This window comes from Microcoleus sp. S1D4 (genome assembly GCF_036700765.1).
GTDB lineage: Bacteria > Cyanobacteriota > Cyanobacteriia > Cyanobacteriales > Microcoleaceae > Microcoleus.
The window spans coordinates 31,195-48,984 of sequence record NZ_JAUBPP010000015.1; the positions used below are offsets into that span (position 1 = coordinate 31,195).

Genomic DNA, 17,790 nt, shown 5'->3' on the forward strand with positions numbered 1-17,790 from the left:
GCAGTTGGCTGTTGTCAGTTGGCAGTTGGCAGTTGGCAGTTGTCAGTTGGCTGTTGGCTGTGAGTGCCCGCCCTCTTAGTTGGCAGTCCGGCATTGCGTTAGTCCGGCGGGCCGCCAGGGTTAAGTCCCTGGCGGCCCTGCCCAGAAAAGGGAAAGGGACAAAGGAAGAAGGAAAAAAAAATCCTTTAGCCATTGACAAATGACATTTTGTTCTTTCTATTTCTCCTTTTGTCCGCTCTGAAATCCACCGAGGCAAGAAATCGGCTCTCCAAAGTGGTATTTTTTTAACGAAATTTGGGTATTAATTTAAAAAGTTGGCAAGTTCCATATAAATTAAAGGTTCCACCGATCCATAACGGTCGGCAAGACTTTAGAATAATGCAGTGAAAATTAGATGCTGTGGGGTTTTCAGCAATTAAAAACAAAAATTCCTTTTCTGACCAATTATCCTAGGGTAATTGGTATTCAGCAGGAGTTTTTCAGGGGGAAGCGGGCTGGAGCAATAGGGGACTACCCAAATCTCCAAATCCAAACTCCCAATGCAGTTACCACTCACAGCTAATAGTTGAACTCGGTTTGACGTATTTTACAAATTCCAGAAGGAGTTCGGAATGAACAAAGGTGAATTGGTTGATGCAGTCGCAGAAAAGGCTACTGTCACTAAAAAACAGGCAGATGCGGTTTTGAGCGCTGCTTTGGAAGCAATTATGGAAGCTGTCTCCGAGGGCGACAAGGTGACGCTGGTCGGTTTTGGCTCGTTTGAGTCGCGGGAACGCAAGGCCCGTGAGGGTCGCAATCCAAAAACCGGCGACAAGATGGAAATCCCGGCAACCAGAGTTCCTGCATTTTCCGCAGGGAAGTTGTTTAAGGACAGAGTTGCACCGGCGAAAAACGCCGAATAACGGGCAAACTGAGTCTTGATCAGACCTGTACACGGTGGAAATTTAGCTTGGGCAGCCGCATTAGCTGGCTGCCCAGCTTCTGCTATTCTCGATTTTTCTGCCAGTATCAGTCCTTTGGGCCCTCCTGAGTCGGCCTTGGCTGCGATTAAAGCTCGCTTGAGCAGTCTGACGGCTTACCCAGACCCGGATTATGGAGAGTTGAGGGCTGCTTTGGGTGAGGCGTTTAATGTTGACCCGGATTGGGTTTTGCCGGGGAATGGTTCGGCGGAATTGTTGACTTGGGCGGCTTGGGATTTGTCGGATCTGGAGGCTACTTATTTGGTGACTCCGGCTTTTGGCGATTACTGGCGGGCTCTTTCGGGTTTTGGGGCGCAGGTGCTCGATTGTCCTTTGGATCTCAAATCGTTGGGCCAGGAGCTTTTGAGCGGGTTAGTAACTGATGGTTTGTCGGTTTCTAACCGCTCCTTTGTTTCTCTTTTTCCTGCTGTCCCGGTTCCTTTTGCTCTGGGGGCCGATCGAGGTTTGCTATTGAACAACCCGCACAATCCTACGGGTTTGCTGTTCGGTAGGGAGGCGATTTTGCCTTATGTGGAGCAGTTAGGTATGGTGGTGGTGGATGAGGCTTTTATGGACTTTCTACCACCGGAAAAACAGCAAAGTTCGATCGCTGCTGTTGAGGAGTTTCCGAATTTGGTGATTTTACGATCGCTCACTAAATTCTATTCTCTGCCGGGACTGCGGATGGGCTGTGCGATCGCGCATCCCGATATTCTCCGCCGCTGGCAGTTGCGGCGCGATCCTTGGCCTGTGAATGCTCTGGCGGAGGCGGCGGCGGCTGCTGTGGTGCGAGATGCTGCTTTTGAGCGGAAAACTTGGGATTGGCTGCCTGTGGCTCGCCAAGAGTTGTTTGAGGGTTTGGCTAATTTACCTGGTTTGCGGCCTTGGACGGGGGCGGCTAATTTTTTGTTGGTTGAGTCGTCGCTGTCGGTGGCTGCGATTCAAAAAAGTCTGCTGGAAAAACACCGGATTTTGATTCGGGATTGTTTGAGTTTTCCTGAGTTGGGCGATCGATTTTTTCGAGTAGCTGTGCGCGAGAAGGCGGACAATCTGCGACTGATTGCTGGACTTGCGGATGTCTGTTGTCGTTAACTCGGAAATTCATCTCACGTCATAATCTTTGATTTTGGCGTGAGATGAATGTCAGAAGATCCAGAAGAGCGGGCGAATGGAATTCGCGCCTATACAGACAAAACCCGCGGAGGCGGGTTGAAGAGTGGGCCGTTGAAATTACGTTGTTTTCTTGAGTCGCATCCGGCGGACATCGATTGTATAGGCGTGGCTTCAACCGCCCTCCTATCTACTACTGACTTCTTTATCGAAAATATGGGTCTAAAACCCTGTCCTGCCAGGACGGCTTTACTTTTACACAAACTTAGTTTACCATAGTAATAGTAGTTAGGTAAGTGCAGTGTTAAAAGCCCACAAGTACAGAATCTATCCGACTAACCAACAATCAATACTGCTTGCCAAGTCGTTTGGTTCTGTACGTTGGTTTTACAACTATGCACTTAGCCTAACCAGTGAAACTTACAAAGCAACTGGCAAAGGTTTAAGCCGTAACGACACGATTAACCTGTTACCTTCCTTGAAGAAAGAGTATCAGTGGTTAACAGAACCTCCATCACAATGTTTGCAGCAAGTAGCATTAGATTTGTCTAGTGCTTTTCTGAATTTTTTTGAAAAGAGGGCTAAATATCCTAATTTCAAAAAAAAAGGACAAAAGCAATCTATTCGCTTCCCTCAAGGTATCAAGCTAGATGGCCAATTTTTAACCTTGCCCAAGTTAGGTAAGGTTTACTGCAAAATATCTAGGTTGCCTGGGGGGAAACTTAAATCTGTGACTGTATCTCTAACTGTGTCGGGCGAATATTACGCTTCTTGTCTTTACGATGATGGCAAAGCTCTGCCTGCAACACTATCACAAGGCAAGGCTATTGGCGTGGATTTGGGTATCAACCACTATGCCATAACCTCTGATGGCACTAAACATGACAACCCCAAATACTATCGTAAATATGAAGTAAAATTGTCCCAAAAACAGAAGCAACTCAGTCGGAAGCAGAAGGGATCTAAAAACCGCTATAAGGCTCGGATTAAAGTTGCTAAAGTTCATGAAAAAATCACTCGATGTCGTGAAGATTTTTTACACAAACTAAGTCGTAAATTAGTTGACGAAAACCAAGTCATAGTCGTAGAAAATCTAGCGGTGAAAAACATGGTCAGAAACCCTAAGTTGGCTAAATCTATTAGTGATGCTGGGTGGGGAAAATTATGTACCATGTTGAAGTACAAGTCCGAGTGGTCAGGGAAACTCTACATTGAAGTAAATAGATTTTTTCCGAGTTCAAAGATTTGTAGCAACTGTTTGCATCAGATAGAGCGCCTCAGTTTGGATATTCGTAGCTGGCAATGTCCCCAATGTCAAACGATACATGACAGGGATATTAATGCGGCGATCAATATCAGAGATGAAGGTTTACGACTTTTGGCGGGAGGGCATCTCGCTACCGCTTCTGGAGAAAAAGTAAGACCAAGTAAAGGTACTGCTTTTACAAGGCGTTTTTCTGTGAAGGAAGAATCCTCATACCTTTAGGCTGGGGAGTTGTCAATTATGCTTGATTATGATTTAGTGATTATTGGTGGAACTCCGGCGGGACGTTATGCTGCTTTGACAGCAACTAATTTCCCGGCCCGCGTTGCTTTGGTGGAACCGTTAAGCAATTCGCCAGATTTGCCGAGTGAGGAGAAGGTGTCGATCGACCTTGGCTTGAGATACAGCCAAACTTTGAGCGAGGCTGCTCGTTTTTACCAGCAGCTTCGCCGCCTACAGTTGGCGGTTCGCCCGGATGTGGCTGATTCGTCGGTGCGGCTCGAATTGCCCTTAGATGGTCTGTTCAAATGGACTGAAGGTGTTGTTTCTAATTTAGAAGAAATTGACGATCTCGGCGTTTTGGCTGCTCGCGGGGTCGATATTATTTTTGGTAGCGGCGAGTTTGTTGCAAAACCGAAGTTGGCTTTTGTTACGGGCGATCGATCTTTGCGATCGCGCTGTTATTTGCTAGCTTCTCCAACTTTACCGACGGTTCCCAATATTGAAGGACTTTTGTCTGTCGGCTTTTTTACTTCGGAAACTGTCGCCCAATTGACCAAACTTCCACAGTTACCTCAAAGTTTGGCTGTAGTTGGTGCCGATCCCAGCGGGGTAGAAGTGGCTCAAACTTTTGCTCGATTAGGGGTGGCTGTGACGCTTGTGGTCAAGGCTTCGCGGATTTTGGCCAAAGAAGACCGGGAGGCTGCAGGCTTGGTTCAAGCTGCAATGGAGGCGGTTGGAGTCCGCATTCTGACTTCTACTGAGGTGACTCAAGCTCGGGTGATTGAGGGTAAAAAGTGGATTCAAGCCGGGCCCAGGGCGATCGAAGCTGAGGAGATTTTTTTGGCTGCTGGCCGCGGACACAATTTTCCATCGTTAAATCTCGAAGCGGTTGGGGTTAAATTTAACAATCGCAGGTTGATTTTAAATGAAAAATTGCAAACAACTAATTCGCGCATTTATGCGATCGGCGATGTTGCTGGTGGTTATCCGTTTCCTCATATTGCTAATGCCGAAGCTGCGGTGGCTGTGAAAAATGCTTTGTTTTTGCCGCTGTTTCAAATAGATTATCGCGGGATTCCTTGGGCGATTTTTTCCGATCCGCAGTTGGCGAGGGTTGGTTTGACTGAGGCGCAAGCAAGGCGTCGTTTTGGAGACGATTTGATTGTTTGTCGAGAATATTTTAAGAATGTTGAAAAAGCTCAAATGTGCGGGGAGACTACTGGTTTTTGTAAGATTGTCGCGCGTCGCAATGGGGAGATTTTGGGAGCGAGTATTGTAGGGGCACAAGCTGCTGAGTTGATTCATGCGATCGCTCTGGCTGTGCGTCACGGGATGAAGGTTGAGGCGATCGCGGAACTTCCTTATATTTGGTCGAGTTTTTCGGCAATTAACGGTCAAACTGCTACTATCTGGGAGTCGCAGCGCTTCCGCAGCAATACTTTGATGCAGAATTTATGCGAGAATTTATTTCACTGGCGCAGGTATTGGAAATGAAAAGATTAGTCATTGGGCATTGGGCAAACAGGGCATTGGGCGAGCGCGAAGCGGAGGGATTGGGCATTGGTAATTGGTAATTGGGAATTGGCCAAACAGGGAATTGGGCATTGGTAATATCAAATCCGGTAGCATCGGAATTATAAAATCGAGTCAGATCAAATCCGCGCTTCATAGTTCTGTATTCATCTCTCTCTTGTCTTCCTCTGTGTTCTCTGCGCCCTAGCGCCGGTTAAATCACCTGACGATGCTACCGGAAATGATATAATTCGGAATTAGCACCCTAGGGTTAGTTATTGTGTTTATAGAACCCATTTGATATCTTTGAGTTTTTGGGTTGGGTGATGAGAAATATAGAGAGAAACTGGTTTCTGAGATTTACGCAAGGGGCGAGAAACCGGGTATTCTTGGAGTTTTTAGTTGGGTGACGAGAAATATAGAGATCAACCCGGTTTCTGAGATTGACGCAGAATAGATATCAAATGGGTTCTATAAGGACGGGGCTTTAGACCCAATTTTTTGGTAAAAACAAAATAGCGGTATATATAAGTGGTATCTGTACCACTTAATATATACCGCTACCTATTAAACCGAAGCTGTGGCGGAGGAAGCTGATAATGCCCAAGCCTGGTTTGGTAAGTGTTCTAGGACGGAGAGGGTGGGATTTGAACCCACGTTAAGATTGCTCCTAAAGTAGATTTCGAGTCTACCGCATTCAACCGCTCTGCCACCTCTCCAATTAAATTGAGATGCGAGCTAGAAGTATCTTACCGCACAGTGCGCCACTTTGTAAATCCTTAGAGAAAAGAAGTTTGATTTTCTTCTGATTCCAGAGTCGTCTTAAATCCCGTTGTGGGTGTCCACTGAAGAGCTCCGTCGCGCCCCGTCCAAAAAATCCGGGTTTTGCTTTGGTGCAGTTTGGCTGCGGTTTCTGGGTCGATTTCGTCTGCAGAGGCGATCGCCACTTGCGGCCCAACTGCCTCCAATAACTCGGCTGTCAGGGTTTTTCCCGACCACAACAGCACTTGCGCCGCCTTGAATGTTCCTGCGGCTGCTAATCTTTTTGATAATATATTTTGGGATTCCGGTGTCATGTCACCGACAATCAACCAAGTACGCCCCCTCACCAATAATTCTACTACCGGAATCTCTGCATCCAAGAACTGCAACCGCGTCGAACCCAAATCGATGGTACTGTTAGTTTCTAAAAGAAAGTAAACGCCTTGCCGAGATTGCACAGCCGTCATAAATTTATCATCGTTGCCGCGGTGAATTTGTTTGGAATCTTTATTATCATAAAATGTTTTAATGGGCAAGCGTTCTAGTAATTTTCCCCAACCGCCGCTCAAACCTAAATGACCGTGAGTGGCGATCGCAAAATTCACAGAATTAATACCTTGCTTCTGCAAAAAAGGCAACACTGTAAACTTCACAGTATTTTCATCACCGCTATTAATTAGCGCCACTTTTCCCCGATCTTGAATTACCAAAACTGGATCGCCAGATGTCGCCAGCAAAGTAACTTGAAACACAGATGATTTAACGTGCCAAGCAGGCAAAACTACGATCGCAATTCCCGCCATTAGCGCCAGCGGGAAAATCCAAGCCGCAGAAATCCGCAGCCGAATAACTCTGGTTTTCGCCTGCTTCCCTCTCCCCTTTCCCTGATTTTTTCCTCTTCCTACTTCCTGCTTTCCTCCTTTTTCTGCCTTGCTTCTTCTATTAGTGACATCCCGTAGATCCGTTACATCCCGCACATTGCTCGTTGCCGAACTTCCCCCCAGCCAAACCCAACAGATTAAAATGTAAAGTGCGATTAACTGAAACACCGATACTTGACCGACAGCTACCGAATTACCTGGCAATTGTGAGAAATATTGGGCGATCGCAATTAAGCCCTTTGCCGGATAGTCCAGCAGTTGCGCCAAAACGCTTCCCGCCGGCGGAAAAATCAATCCTGCTAAAGCACTAACCATCCCGCCAATACTCAAAATCCACAGCAAAGGAGCCGCAATAATATTGACTAAAATGCTGTAAGGTGATACCACACTAAAAACGTAAAGTAGCAGCGGCAGCACCCAAACAGAAGCTGCGATCGGAACCACCACAATTGAAGCGATCGCGGGCGGCATCCAGTCCAACTTTGCCATCAGCGGCGGGGCTGTCACCACTAATCCCAAAGTAGCCAAAAAACTCAGTTGAAAACCTAAATCCCAAATCCACAAAGGGTTAACTAGCAGTAAAATAGTCGCAGCAATTAACAGCAATCCTAATGGCTTAACTTCGCGGCTTAACACCAAAGCAAATAATGTGCCAAATCCCATCAATGCGGCGCGGCAAATTGAAGCTTCAAAGCCTGTTAGTGCCACCAACAAAATTAAAGCGCCTACACCAAATCCAAATTGTAACTGTTTGGAAAAACCCTTGGTTAAAGCTATAACTAAAGCCAAAACCATTGAAACTTGAGTGCCCGAAGCTGCGATCGCGTGGGCCAATCCAGCTTGCACAAAATAGTCGCGGATGTTGTAAGGTAAATCGACGGTTTGTTTGCCGAGGGCGATCGCACTTATCAGCGGGCCTTCGGGAACATTCAAATGCGATAATTGCGATCGCGCGATCCGCATCCGCATCGCTTGAATTGGCGATGGCTGCATCCCGGTTGAGTCCCAGAAAGCGCCAGTTGTGCTGTTAACTCGATTGACATCGGCGATCGCCTTTTCTCTCTTCCAGTCAACCTGACGCCCTTTGAGCCCTGCAAAAGCCCCTTCTCGGGCTAAATATGCTCGAAAATCAAAAGCCCCCGGATTCGAGGGCGGCTGTGGTTTGTATAGCGATCCCACAACTGCGATCGTATTGTCGGCGTACAAGCCCGTTGCTTGCAGTAGAGGTACTGTAACGTAGAGTTTGCCTGATACAGGGCGGTTGACGACTACTCCTCCGTCGCTACCGTTGATTCCGCTAACTACATCTGTGTCTAGCCAAAATTGCGATCGGCCCGATCGGGTTAATCGAGGGTTACTCGCCACTCTACCGCGAACTGTCACTACGACTTCTTGAGTGTTTCCCTCCGCCGGAATCAATTTGCTGATGTCATTAATTGCCGGTTGGGGCGATCGAAATACCAAATAAAAGCTAGCTAAAAATGCCAGCAAACCCGCCATTGCCCAAACCCATTTTGCTCTCGGCAGCACCTCCAACAAACTCAATTTTTCCCTCGTCTCTAAGGGTTCTTCTATAGCATTTTTGGGAGTTCTGGTGCGTCTTTTTTTAGTAGTTTTAAAATGTTTTTTAGTATGCTTGAGCAACAACTTAGGCATCGCGATTGCGACGGCGATTCCCAAAGCTAGTATCGCGTATCTACCCCAAAAAACTCCTGTAGAAATCAATCCCAGAATGTAGGCTAGACAGAAAATGACACCCGTTGCTTGATTCATTAATTAGAAACTATGGAATAAGGCAGAAGGCAGACAAGTCAACATAGATCGTGTCCGATCTATTACCACAAGAAAAACGGTTTGTAGTGCGGGCTTGAGTCCGTAGTACGAACCTTAGTTATTGCGATCGATCGGACATGATATTAGACTTTCCGATCGCCTTTTTTTAAGAGATACTTTAATTCTCTTGTCCCCCTTTTTTTAGGAGGTGCCTGGGCGATCGAGTCTAATCTGAATCACAAAAGACTGGTATTGCGTTAAATAGACAGACCCAATTTTAAACCGAAAGCTGCGTGCAGTACCATAAGTGCTAAAGCCGTCGTGCCTAAATAAGCGTGAACCGCGCGCAGTGCTAGCTTGTTCCCGCCAAAACCAGTCAGCGAAATTAAGCTGCTAACAGCCAACAAAACCAGCACTGTCGAACCAGTCCAAAAATGCGGGCTTTCCATCACGGGCTGATGCTGCATCACCAGCGACAGCAGTCCACCAGTGTAGCCCAAAGCTAAAAATAGAAACATCCACGGTGCCAGCTTGCGGTGATCCGAGCGACTTTTGAGTGCGACATCTTTATCGGTGGCCAAACGTCCCTGCCATCCTGTATAGCCGACAAAACTGCCCATCGCGACTACCACGATCCCCATCATTACAGGGTGTCCCCAATGGGTAATTGGTTCGGGAATTCCCAGACTGCGAAATTGACTGGCGATGGGTTCTAGAAGTTCGCTGAGATTGATCATTTGCTTGAGATTCCTAACTTGGCGATCGCTAATTTTGGTTTAACCAACAACTTACTATAAATAGCAATATACCTATCGTGATTTTCAATCACTGTTTCCAGCCAGAAGTCTGTATAAAATAAAAGAACCGGACACAGGAGAAGTGTATTGCCTAGCCTCAGCAGAGGATCTGCCATTTTAGTTAATTTGAGCTGAGCAGTATCCAGTTTTTTGTCCCCACACCAGTAAGAGGATGCTATGGCAGACGGCGCTATGATTAAGCCTTACCGATTTTTGCAGCGAATTGCTCAACTGTTCGCCTACGCCTACTCAGCACTGATTTTCGGTTATTTGATTCTGAGACTGATCTTTTGGGACAGGCTGTGGCCGGTTGCCTTGATGGGGGATTTTGTTCCTTGGATTTTCTTGCCAATCTTCCTGCTGCCAATTCTAGGGTTTTTTCTCATAAAGAAACGCTGGTTCGCGATTGTTTCATCTGTGGCTAGCCTCTGCCTGCTGGGTTGGCTACACGTCGCCTACTTTTCTCCCCAGCCTGCGAACATCAGTGACTCCCAGCCAACCCTCAAGATTTTTTCTCTCAACCTCGGCTGGCATCGCAAATCCCGACAAGCTTTGGTTAACCTCATTCAGTCAGAAAAACCCGACCTCATTTGTTTGCAAGAAATTAACGAGGATTACGCCGAAGAAGTATTCTCTAAGTTGGCCGTATTATACCCGCACCACCTGGGGCGCGGATACCATGTGATTCTCAGCAGATATCCGATTCGCTCTTTCCAAAAGTTAAAGCTAGCCGGTGGGAACGAACCACAACAACGAGCTATTATCGAAATGAACCAGCAAGATGTAGTTCTTTATAACATTTCAACAACCCCACCGTGGTTTCGCCAGCATAAAATTTTGCCTTTCCTCAAAATCCCAGTTTACGAGTACGGCGACCGACCAGCACAAATTCAAGATTTAGTGCGGCGACTCCAGAAAGAAACGCTGCCGACTATTGCTGCGGGGGACTTTAATCTGACTGACCAATCTCAAGACTACTATTATTTGAGAGCAGTTATGCAAGATGCTTTCCGAACAGCAGGACTCGGTTTTGGCTTTACTTTTCCTCACGGGTGGGATCTGAGTTTACTGGTTAAACAGTTAAACTGGAAATTAACTTTTCCCCTGGTGAGGCTTGACTATGTTTGGTATTCTCAGCACTGGGGGGCGAAATCAGCCCAGGTTTTACCGGCAATCGATTCAGAGCATCTGCCGGTGGGGGCAGAACTGCGGATGCGACCGAAATTGGGACGAGTGTAGGGGTGCACAACACTTTTGTGCGCCAACCATAAGGGAATTGGTGTCAATTTAAGCTCCGGGCGAAAATCATGATGATGTTGGCGAATCCGTGAAGGGTGACACCCCACATTTGCTCCCGTCGCACCCCTCTTAGATTTTCAGTAATTGCCCGCAGTTAATTTTTCGGCGTTGCTGATTTATGGTATGAAAAGCTCAAGAGGAAAATCATACAAATGATTATTCACAAAGCTGCTGGATTTTCAACTGATTTTTTTTTCATACCGTGATTAAGCAACGCCAATTTTTCTATTACTCTTTCTCTTTCTTCTTCTTTTTTGGCGTACTGGCATCTTGGCTGTTCACTATTAAACCCTCCCAAGGAAATCAAGTATTGATCCGCCAAAATTCTCATGGAATTCGCGGCTATCCAAACCAGGAATTTTAGACAAATGAAGCTGTTTTCAATCCAGCACACACTAATGGCTTGAATTAAGCCTTGCCGGCTTTGCATTTTACTTCTGAATCCCTCGTTGGTCATACTCCTCGGTCTGCGATTCACCCAATCTTCACAGCCTCATCCTCACTCTGGATGTTAAATTTGACCTGCCTGCTCAAAGTTAATTTCAATTCCTTGACTTTTGAATGCCAAAGTGGGAAATTAACATCGCAGCAGACGAGCAGTAGCACTTCTACATTTTGTTGATCGCTCTCAAGGGAGAGTCAACTGTAGCACCAAAAAACTAGGGGTTCCAAGTTTGAGGCGAATTGCATAAACTATGCCGTCTGACTGGTGGGAGTTCGATCGACTCAGCGCTAAACTGAATGTCTGAAGGCACTCTCAAAGCACCCTTGTCGGTTGAGCTACCATCAGTCTACAACCTTTAAATCCTCTCAATTAAATCGTTGGGGGTTGCCGTTGTAGGAGACAAGCACCGAATTTCGGGCTTAACCTACCTCGGAACCGTACCATCGCTAAACTCACGGCGCCGTCGCCAAAGTAGCTTCCGCAGGTTGGATCTGATACTTCACCAGATTTGCCAGTTCTTGTAACTGACTAATCGCTTCGGCACCTTCGAGTTTCATCAGTTCGCGATCGTCCCGCATCTCAGTCCAAGTGATACCGTAATCTGACACTAAAAATCGAATCAGATGGTTGTCCGTCAAACTGACCATAAATGAGGCACTGTTCATCTGACCCCCGCAAGTGTAGCAGGATGCCAAATAACCCCTACGCTCTAGCACGATCGCCAAAGCCTGAAGGTTCATTACCAAATCTTGGACGAATTTACGGTGTTGTTCTGCAAGTCTCAGAAACACAGTTGTTCTCCTATCACCACGCCGTGTATTTTACACCCAATTTAATAATTTCTTAACTATTGGGTATTTAGGTGCTGGTTCAGTATATGTTTAGTATGCTCAAAAAAAATCGAATTAGCGACCTCTTCAGCTTACTTATACTAGACTAACCGAGTTGCGAGCGCAACTAAGTATCATCAGCGACATTCAGCCAAAACAGGCTTTCCTCCGGGACTCCAGCCTCAAAAATATCCTACAATGACGGTTGATTCAGCCCTCGGACAGGCCAAAGATACAAATAACTAATCATAGCAATCGGGTTAGTTAAGAATAAGAGTTCAATCGCCCTGGGGATATTCCTCCCAAAGTGTCGTAGTCTGCCGCAAGCTCAGAAAATCGCCATTTCCCAAGATCAAGTGATCCAACAGCGGAATCGACAAAAACTGCGCTCCCGCCAGCAACTGTCGCGTCAAAGCAATATCCTCCGGGCTCGGATCGACAATTCCCGAGGGGTGATTGTGCGAGATAATCGCCCGCGTCGCCCCTTGGCGGATCACTTCTCTAAATATATCCCTAGGGTGAGCTAAAGTTTCGGTAGCTGTGCCGATCGTAATTACCTGAGTTCCCAGCAGCCGATTTTTTACATCCAGCAGCACCACAGCAAAACGTTCCTGAGACTGCCACATCAAATCCTGACTCAGAGCATCCGCAGCCGCTTGTGGAGAGTCAACCACAGCCATTTCCGGCGGTCGCGACTGAAACACCCGCTTCCCCAACTCCACCGCAGCCAAAATCGAAGTCGCCTTAGCAGGGCCAATCCCGTGAATTTGAGTCAACTCCTGAACGCTAATACTGCGGAGCACCGCCAGAGGGTCACGGGAATGCTGGCTCAACTGATTTAAAATATACTGTCCCAGTCCGACGGCGGAAAGTTTGCCCTGTCCCTGACCGGTACCCAGCAGAATCGCAATCAATTCCGCCGTTGCCAAACTTTTCGGGCCGCCCGCCATCAGCCGTTCCCGCGGCCTTTCGCTGGTTGGCAAATCGACAATTCTGAGGCTATAAGTCATAGATGCACTCTTTACCGCAAGCTCAACAATTAGATCATGTTAGCCGATCGATTTGCGTTCTTCACATCAGTAAGATTACCGAAAAAATCCCAGGCCTTAACTGATGTTTTTGGCGATCATAATTTTCGTGAAAAAAACCGATTTATCGCCCTAACCCGGCATAACTCCTGGTAAAATTTTTCGTAACGCTGCCACAAAAGTGAGGTGTACGGGCAGCTACGTTCAGCGCAAAGGTTCGCTGACCATAGATTCTTGGCATTGAGTTGAGGCTAGCAGCGCCGAAGCAACTGGCTGCGGCGGCTTAGGTGCTGTCACTCCCACCAAAACAAACGAAACTGCCATCAAAACGCCGTATAAACTTATAGATAGCTTGCGATCGCCCATTCCCACCCATTGCGGATTCACCAGACCCAGACAAAAAGCTGGCATTGAAAACATAAAAGTTAAAACAAACAAGCTAGACATCACAGCACCTCCGACTCGCTAACTCCACCGATCAATTACTTCTCTCTTCCATTAACCCATCAAAAATCCGCTAAAAAAAGTTGTAATTGATGATTTATGACTTGGGAAGTATTCCCTGTTACTAAACAATAAAAAAATCAGTTAAATCTACTACTTGAGGTATATGTTAAAAGAATTAATAGCTTTTGATATCATCAATAAATCACGTTTAAAATAGACACTAAATTTCTCAATCAAAATATGCAAGTCCGCTTTAACGTAGTCCGCCAAAATCAAAACGAGGCTCCCCGCGTTCGCGCTTACACCCTAGAGGTGGAAGAAAGCAATACCATCCTAGACTGCCTCAACAGTATCAAGTGGGAACAGGACGGCACTTTAGCTTTTCGGAAAAATTGTCGCAACACAATTTGCGGCAGTTGTTCAATGCGAATTAATGGGCGATCGGCCTTAGCTTGCAAAGAAAATGTCGGTAGCGAACTCGCCAGACTGCAAAAAATAGCTTATTCCAGTTCGACAGAACAGCCTGCCGATTTTATCCCAGAAATTACCGTCGCCCCAATGGGAAATATGCCGGTAATTAAAGATTTGGTTGTTGATATGACCAGTTTTTGGGACAACCTAGAAGCAGTGGAACCCTATGTCAGCACAGCCTCGCGAGCAATCCCCGAACGGGAATTTCTGCAAACTCCCGAAGAGCGATCGAAACTCGACCAAACAGGCAACTGCATCCTCTGCGGCGCGTGCTATTCTGAGTGCAACGCCCGCGAAGTCAACCCGGAATTTGTCGGCCCCCACGCCCTCGCGAAAGCTTACCGCACGATCGCCGATTCCCGCGATAGCGAAACCGAAAACCGGCTCGAAAAATACAACGAAGGTACTTCCGGCGTGTGGGGATGCACTCGCTGTTATTACTGCAACTCGGTTTGCCCGATGGAAGTTGCGCCGATGGATCAAATTGGTAAGATTAAACAAGAGATTCTCGATCGCAAAGACGACCAAGCTAGTCGATCGATCCGCCACCGCAAAGTATTGATCGAACTCGTCAAAGAAGGCGGTTGGATAGACGAGCGCAAATTTGGGATCGAAGTAGTAGGAAACTACTTCCGCGACGTTAAAGGTTTGTTCAGTCTCGGCCCCTTGGGCTTGAGAATGATCGCTCGCGGCAAATTTCCCCTGTTTTTTGAGCCTTCCGAAGGTACCGAAACTGTGCGGAATCTGATCGAATCGGTTCAAAATTTAGAAAATTCAGCAGATTAGCTATCGGCTGTCATTTTCCGGTAAATTGGAAGTTGTGCGATCGCAAAACTTCCCAAAAATCTTGTTTCAAAACTCGCAACTCAAAACATTTAAATGACTGCTAAAACACCTCCATCTCCCCAACCAACAGCCCCAAATACCCCAACACCAGCAGCACCAGCCTTTGGCTGGAATGCCTACTCCGAAAGAATCAACGGACGATTTGCGATGGTGGGATTCGTGGCACTTTTGCTGCTAGAATTCTTCACGCGCCAGGATTTTTACACTTGGCTCGGCCTGCGTTAAATCGATCGCCATCTGCGCTAAAAATGCTAGGAAACCTGCTTATTTAACGATTCTATGGCTGTCACCAAGTATTTTTGTTAAAAGACTCGGTTTCTGGCAACCCATGCGTAATATCAAATCAGTTAGCATCGGAATAGTAAATTCAGGCGTTGACTGTTGACTGTTGACTGTTAACATCATGTATGAGTGTAACTGGAATTGATATAATATCGTGTTCGATCGGCGATCGTAACAAAAACTGTTCGTAGTGCGGAATGCGATTCCGCACTACGAACCAATTTTATCTTTTTCAATCGATCGCACACGATATAAAAAATAGATAATTATCTATTTTTTACCTGAATCTCTGCTTTATCAAAGCGGGAATAGAGTTAAGTTGTTGCAAATTTAACCTGTAATTGTGACCCTGGTTTGTAACTCGCAGATCGAGGAATTTTAGAAATAGATAATCGATTTCGAGACAATTAATCTGGTGCTGTTTCGCGGACGGTCAAACTGTACTTACCTCTACCTTTGGGAGGCGCATCGTAAGCATTGACAATGACGCGGTAGCGACCGCTCGCAGATAAGGTAACAGTCAGCTCTGAATTGGAATTTTGCTGCGTGACATCATCATTTTCTGCAAGTAGCTCGCCCTTGGAGTTGAAAATAGCCAGATAAGTATCAAATTCGCTACTTTCTACGCTAATAACCACTTTCTGACCCTGATTCCCTTCAAAGGTATACTCGTCGTACAAACTGCTGTCAGAGGGCAGTACAGAAGACTTAGCAGGGCTGAGTTCTCCCTTTTGATCTAATATGACCTTAGACGAAGCCCCTGCTGGACTTGGCGAAGGTTCGACAGTTGGACTCAGAGTTGGCGAAGGCTTGGGGCTTGCTTGAGCTAGAACAGCTTTGCTTGTAGAACTCGCATCAGGTGAATTTTGAGGCAATTCTGCTGAAATGAGGGTAGAACTGTTGTTAGCAACTCCTTGGGAGTTTGAAACTGGCACCGAGAAAGTCGGCTTGCTAGAAAAAGTAGCTAGTAAAGCAATTGGCGCGATCGCCCAAAATCTAAATTGACGCATGAATTACCTCGATTTGCAACGAAGGAAGAAGGAAGAGGGAAGAAGGAAGAAGGAAGAAGGAAGAAGTTATTAGTTATTGGTTATTGGTTATTGGTTATTGGTTATTGGTTATTAGTCATCAGGAAGAAAGAAGAATAAAAATAATTCGACCAATGCCCACCCTTCGACTTGCTTCGACTTGCTTCGACTTGCTTCGGCTTCGCCAGCGGACAAGTCGTGATCGGGCAAGATGCCCTGTTTTGCCAATGCCCAATGCCCTGTTTTGCCAATCCCTCCGCTTCGCTGGGGCCAATTCCCAATGCCCTGCGCGGGCCAATTCCCAATGCCCTGCGCGGGCCAATTCCCAATGCCCTGCGCGGGCCAATTCCCAATGCCCAATTCCCAATTCCCAATTTTCAACGGACAGTTAGAGTATAACGACCCCGGCCCGAAGCATCAAAAGCATTGACAACTACGCGGTAGCGACCCGTAGCGGGCAAAGTAACACTCAGAAACGCATTTTTAGTCGCATCGCTCACATCGTCATTTTCTGCCAGCAATCGGCCGTTGGGGCTAAAGATAGCCACATAGGGATCGAAATCTGTACTTTCTAGGGAAATGGTTACAGACTGACCCGATCGACCTTCAAAAGTATACTCGCGATACAGACTGTTGTCAGACGGCAATACCGGGCCGCCTGCGACTAAAGCGCCTTCTTCTTGCAAAATCGCCTGAGAAGGTGCTGTAGAAGCACTCGCTTTCAGTTCTAACGTATAAGCCCCGGACTGCCTAGCTTGGTAGGAATTTGCCAGTAGGGTGTAAGTGCCGTCTGCTGGCAGCCTGAGCGTTATTTTGGCGTTTTTACTACCTGCACCGTCATCGTCTTGCGCGATTTCGCGCTGGTTGGGCCCGAGTAAAATTAAATAAGGGTCAATTTCTTGACTTGTCATTTCAATTGTGATTTCCTGGCCCGCTTTTCCTTCAAAGGAGTAGAGGTCAAAAAAGCTGTTGTCTGCGGGGAGAACGCTAGACTGGGTGGTGAGTTTGCCGCTCAGGGCGGGCCCGTTTAACGCAACTTTTTGAGGTGATTTGTTGCCAAAGGGCGATCGCCTCTGAGCAACGCGGGGAGCTCGCCCTTCTCGCACGGCTGTCAGGAAATCGGGTACTTTGTCTGCTGAAATTGCAAAACCAATACCGATATTCCCTCCACCTTGACCGCGAGTAAAAATAGAAGTATTGACGCCGATTAATTCTCCAGAACTGTTGAGCAGCGGGCCTCCTGAATTGCCGGGATTGATGGCTGCGTCGGTTTGAATTAAGCCCCGCTGCGGGTCAATGCGGCTGACTATTCCCACTGTCAAAGTACCTTGAAATTGACCGAAGGGATTGCCGATCGCAAATGCTTGTTGTCCGACTTTCACCGAACCGGGACGGGCGATCGAAATTGTGGGCAAATTGTTTTGACCGCGAATCTTTACGACCGCTAAGTCTAGACCATCTTCGCCGAATCCGACGACATCGGCGACAACTTTTTTGCCGTCTGACAGAATTATATTCACCGTACCGCCTGCGGAAACAACGTGGGCGTTAGTTAACACCATGCCGTCGGGGCTGATAATTGTGCCGCTACCGTTAGATTTATCTGTATCGACGGTGACAACCGCCGGACTTGCTTTTTCGTAAACTCGAATGTTGATTTGTTCTTCGGCATTATTTTGGGCGATCGCACCTGGGAAATGCACCGAGTTAAATTCATTTAAATCAGCCTCCGGCCGCCCCGGGATCGCCGCAACAACCGCAGCAGGGCTGGCTGCAACCCCAATTGTGACAATTCCTGATACTGCTAAACTTAAAAGTTTGAAATTCATGGTCG

The 17,790-nt window shown here is 46.9% G+C and carries 18 protein-coding genes and 1 tRNA gene; 9 read left to right on the forward strand and 10 right to left on the reverse strand.

The genetic code is table 11. The features are described from left to right. Positions 1–11: 11 nt before the first annotated feature. The 5 genes from QT998_RS16690 (at position 12) to QT998_RS16710 (ending at position 5,049) form a co-directional block, all read left to right on the forward strand. Entirely contained in the window at positions 12–203 is a 192-nt protein-coding gene (locus tag QT998_RS16690) for a hypothetical protein (protein ID WP_333115778.1), read from the forward strand. Positions 204–611: 408 nt separating this feature from the next. Then, positions 612–902 carry an HU family DNA-binding protein gene (locus QT998_RS16695; RefSeq protein ID WP_194009466.1) on the forward strand — a complete coding sequence of 97 codons (291 nt, stop codon included), beginning with the start codon at positions 612–614 and terminating at the stop codon, positions 900–902. A gap of 15 nt (positions 903–917) precedes the next feature. Continuing rightward, complete coding sequence (gene cobD / locus QT998_RS16700; protein WP_333088785.1) at positions 918–2,051, forward strand: threonine-phosphate decarboxylase CobD; 1,134 nt, start codon at positions 918–920, stop codon at positions 2,049–2,051. A gap of 319 nt (positions 2,052–2,370) precedes the next feature. After that, positions 2,371–3,555 (forward strand): RNA-guided endonuclease InsQ/TnpB family protein, encoded by a 1,185-nt coding sequence (locus QT998_RS16705; RefSeq protein WP_333088782.1) that lies wholly within the window; start codon positions 2,371–2,373, stop codon positions 3,553–3,555. Positions 3,556–3,573: 18 nt separating this feature from the next. Beyond that, on the forward strand, positions 3,574–5,049 hold the full coding sequence (locus QT998_RS16710) for a dihydrolipoyl dehydrogenase family protein (protein ID WP_333115781.1): 1,476 nt from the start codon (positions 3,574–3,576) through the stop codon (positions 5,047–5,049). 650 nt (positions 5,050–5,699) lie between these two features. Here the strand turns inward: QT998_RS16710 and QT998_RS16715 are convergent. From QT998_RS16715 to QT998_RS16730, 4 genes are all read right to left on the reverse strand, one after another. Next, positions 5,700–5,786, reverse strand: a tRNA-Ser gene (locus QT998_RS16715). Positions 5,787–5,846: 60 nt separating this feature from the next. Next, a complete protein-coding gene (locus QT998_RS16720; RefSeq protein WP_333088779.1) occupies positions 5,847–8,483 on the reverse strand; it encodes a ComEC/Rec2 family competence protein in 2,637 nt (878 codons plus the stop codon). Positions 8,484–8,740: 257 nt separating this feature from the next. Then, positions 8,741–9,220, reverse strand: coding sequence for a DUF4079 domain-containing protein (locus QT998_RS16725; RefSeq protein ID WP_333088777.1), 480 nt, complete (start codon positions 9,218–9,220; stop codon positions 8,741–8,743). Next, positions 9,217–9,396, reverse strand: coding sequence for a hypothetical protein (locus tag QT998_RS16730; protein ID WP_333088776.1), 180 nt, complete (start codon positions 9,394–9,396; stop codon positions 9,217–9,219). The genes QT998_RS16725 and QT998_RS16730 overlap by 4 nt, the downstream gene beginning before the upstream one ends. Before the next feature lie 61 nt (positions 9,397–9,457). Between QT998_RS16730 and QT998_RS16735 the strand changes: the two genes are divergently transcribed. Further along, on the forward strand, positions 9,458–10,519 hold the full coding sequence (locus tag QT998_RS16735) for an endonuclease/exonuclease/phosphatase family protein (protein WP_333115784.1): 1,062 nt from the start codon (positions 9,458–9,460) through the stop codon (positions 10,517–10,519). Between the two features lie 220 nt (positions 10,520–10,739). Here QT998_RS16735 and QT998_RS16740 read toward each other — a convergent pair whose 3' ends face one another. The 4 genes from QT998_RS16740 to QT998_RS16755 form a co-directional block, all read right to left on the reverse strand. After that, entirely contained in the window at positions 10,740–11,036 is a 297-nt protein-coding gene (locus QT998_RS16740; protein ID WP_333115787.1) for a hypothetical protein, read from the reverse strand. Positions 11,037–11,476: 440 nt separating this feature from the next. Beyond that, positions 11,477–11,815 carry a DUF1815 family protein gene (locus QT998_RS16745; RefSeq protein WP_333115790.1) on the reverse strand — a complete coding sequence of 113 codons (339 nt, stop codon included), beginning with the start codon at positions 11,813–11,815 and terminating at the stop codon, positions 11,477–11,479. Between the two features lie 317 nt (positions 11,816–12,132). Continuing rightward, positions 12,133–12,864 carry a RadC family protein gene (radC, locus tag QT998_RS16750; protein WP_333115792.1) on the reverse strand — a complete coding sequence of 244 codons (732 nt, stop codon included), beginning with the start codon at positions 12,862–12,864 and terminating at the stop codon, positions 12,133–12,135. Positions 12,865–13,086: 222 nt separating this feature from the next. After that, positions 13,087–13,329 carry a hypothetical protein gene (locus QT998_RS16755; protein WP_333088767.1) on the reverse strand — a complete coding sequence of 81 codons (243 nt, stop codon included), beginning with the start codon at positions 13,327–13,329 and terminating at the stop codon, positions 13,087–13,089. Between the two features lie 240 nt (positions 13,330–13,569). Between QT998_RS16755 and QT998_RS16760 the strand changes: the two genes are divergently transcribed. Both QT998_RS16760 and QT998_RS16765 read left to right on the forward strand, forming a co-directional pair. Beyond that, the gene (locus QT998_RS16760) at positions 13,570–14,586 is read left to right on the forward strand and encodes a succinate dehydrogenase/fumarate reductase iron-sulfur subunit (RefSeq protein WP_333115794.1); all 1,017 of its coding nucleotides are present in this window, start codon (positions 13,570–13,572) and stop codon (positions 14,584–14,586) included. Between the two features lie 93 nt (positions 14,587–14,679). Further along, a complete protein-coding gene (locus QT998_RS16765; RefSeq protein WP_333088762.1) occupies positions 14,680–14,871 on the forward strand; it encodes a chlorophyll a/b-binding protein in 192 nt (63 codons plus the stop codon). A gap of 464 nt (positions 14,872–15,335) precedes the next feature. Here the strand turns inward: QT998_RS16765 and QT998_RS16770 are convergent, their stop codons facing one another. Continuing rightward, entirely contained in the window at positions 15,336–15,938 is a 603-nt protein-coding gene (locus QT998_RS16770; protein WP_333088761.1) for a DVUA0089 family protein, read from the reverse strand. On the opposite strand from QT998_RS16770, the gene QT998_RS16775 reads away from it, so the two are divergent. After that, positions 15,930–16,076, forward strand: coding sequence for a hypothetical protein (locus QT998_RS16775; protein WP_333115796.1), 147 nt, complete (start codon positions 15,930–15,932; stop codon positions 16,074–16,076). The two genes, QT998_RS16770 and QT998_RS16775, sit on opposite strands and share 9 nt — an antisense overlap. A gap of 257 nt (positions 16,077–16,333) precedes the next feature. Here QT998_RS16775 and QT998_RS16780 read toward each other — a convergent pair whose 3' ends face one another. After that, positions 16,334–17,785 carry a trypsin-like peptidase domain-containing protein gene (locus QT998_RS16780; RefSeq protein WP_333115802.1) on the reverse strand — a complete coding sequence of 484 codons (1,452 nt, stop codon included), beginning with the start codon at positions 17,783–17,785 and terminating at the stop codon, positions 16,334–16,336. Positions 17,786–17,790: the final 5 nt, after the last annotated feature.

Excerpts from the sequence above, each read along its gene's own strand:
- QT998_RS16725 (WP_333088777.1), bottom strand. The coding sequence starts at position 9,220 with ATGATCAATCTCAGCGAACTTCTAGAACCCATCGCCAGTCAATTTCGC.
- QT998_RS16755 (WP_333088767.1), bottom strand. The coding sequence starts at position 13,329 with ATGTCTAGCTTGTTTGTTTTAACTTTTATGTTTTCAATGCCAGCTTTT.
- QT998_RS16735 (WP_333115784.1), top strand. The coding sequence starts at position 9,458 with ATGGCAGACGGCGCTATGATTAAGCCTTACCGATTTTTGCAGCGAATT.
- QT998_RS16730 (WP_333088776.1), bottom strand. The coding sequence starts at position 9,396 with ATGGCAGATCCTCTGCTGAGGCTAGGCAATACACTTCTCCTGTGTCCG.
- QT998_RS16770 (WP_333088761.1), bottom strand. The coding sequence starts at position 15,938 with ATGCGTCAATTTAGATTTTGGGCGATCGCGCCAATTGCTTTACTAGCT.
- QT998_RS16765 (WP_333088762.1), top strand. The coding sequence starts at position 14,680 with ATGACTGCTAAAACACCTCCATCTCCCCAACCAACAGCCCCAAATACC.
- QT998_RS16695 (WP_194009466.1), top strand. The coding sequence starts at position 612 with ATGAACAAAGGTGAATTGGTTGATGCAGTCGCAGAAAAGGCTACTGTC.
- QT998_RS16740 (WP_333115787.1), bottom strand. The coding sequence starts at position 11,036 with ATGACCAACGAGGGATTCAGAAGTAAAATGCAAAGCCGGCAAGGCTTA.
- QT998_RS16760 (WP_333115794.1), top strand. The coding sequence starts at position 13,570 with ATGCAAGTCCGCTTTAACGTAGTCCGCCAAAATCAAAACGAGGCTCCC.
- QT998_RS16780 (WP_333115802.1), bottom strand. The coding sequence starts at position 17,785 with ATGAATTTCAAACTTTTAAGTTTAGCAGTATCAGGAATTGTCACAATT.
- QT998_RS16710 (WP_333115781.1), top strand. The coding sequence starts at position 3,574 with ATGCTTGATTATGATTTAGTGATTATTGGTGGAACTCCGGCGGGACGT.
- radC (WP_333115792.1), bottom strand. The coding sequence starts at position 12,864 with ATGACTTATAGCCTCAGAATTGTCGATTTGCCAACCAGCGAAAGGCCG.
- QT998_RS16720 (WP_333088779.1), bottom strand. The coding sequence starts at position 8,483 with ATGAATCAAGCAACGGGTGTCATTTTCTGTCTAGCCTACATTCTGGGA.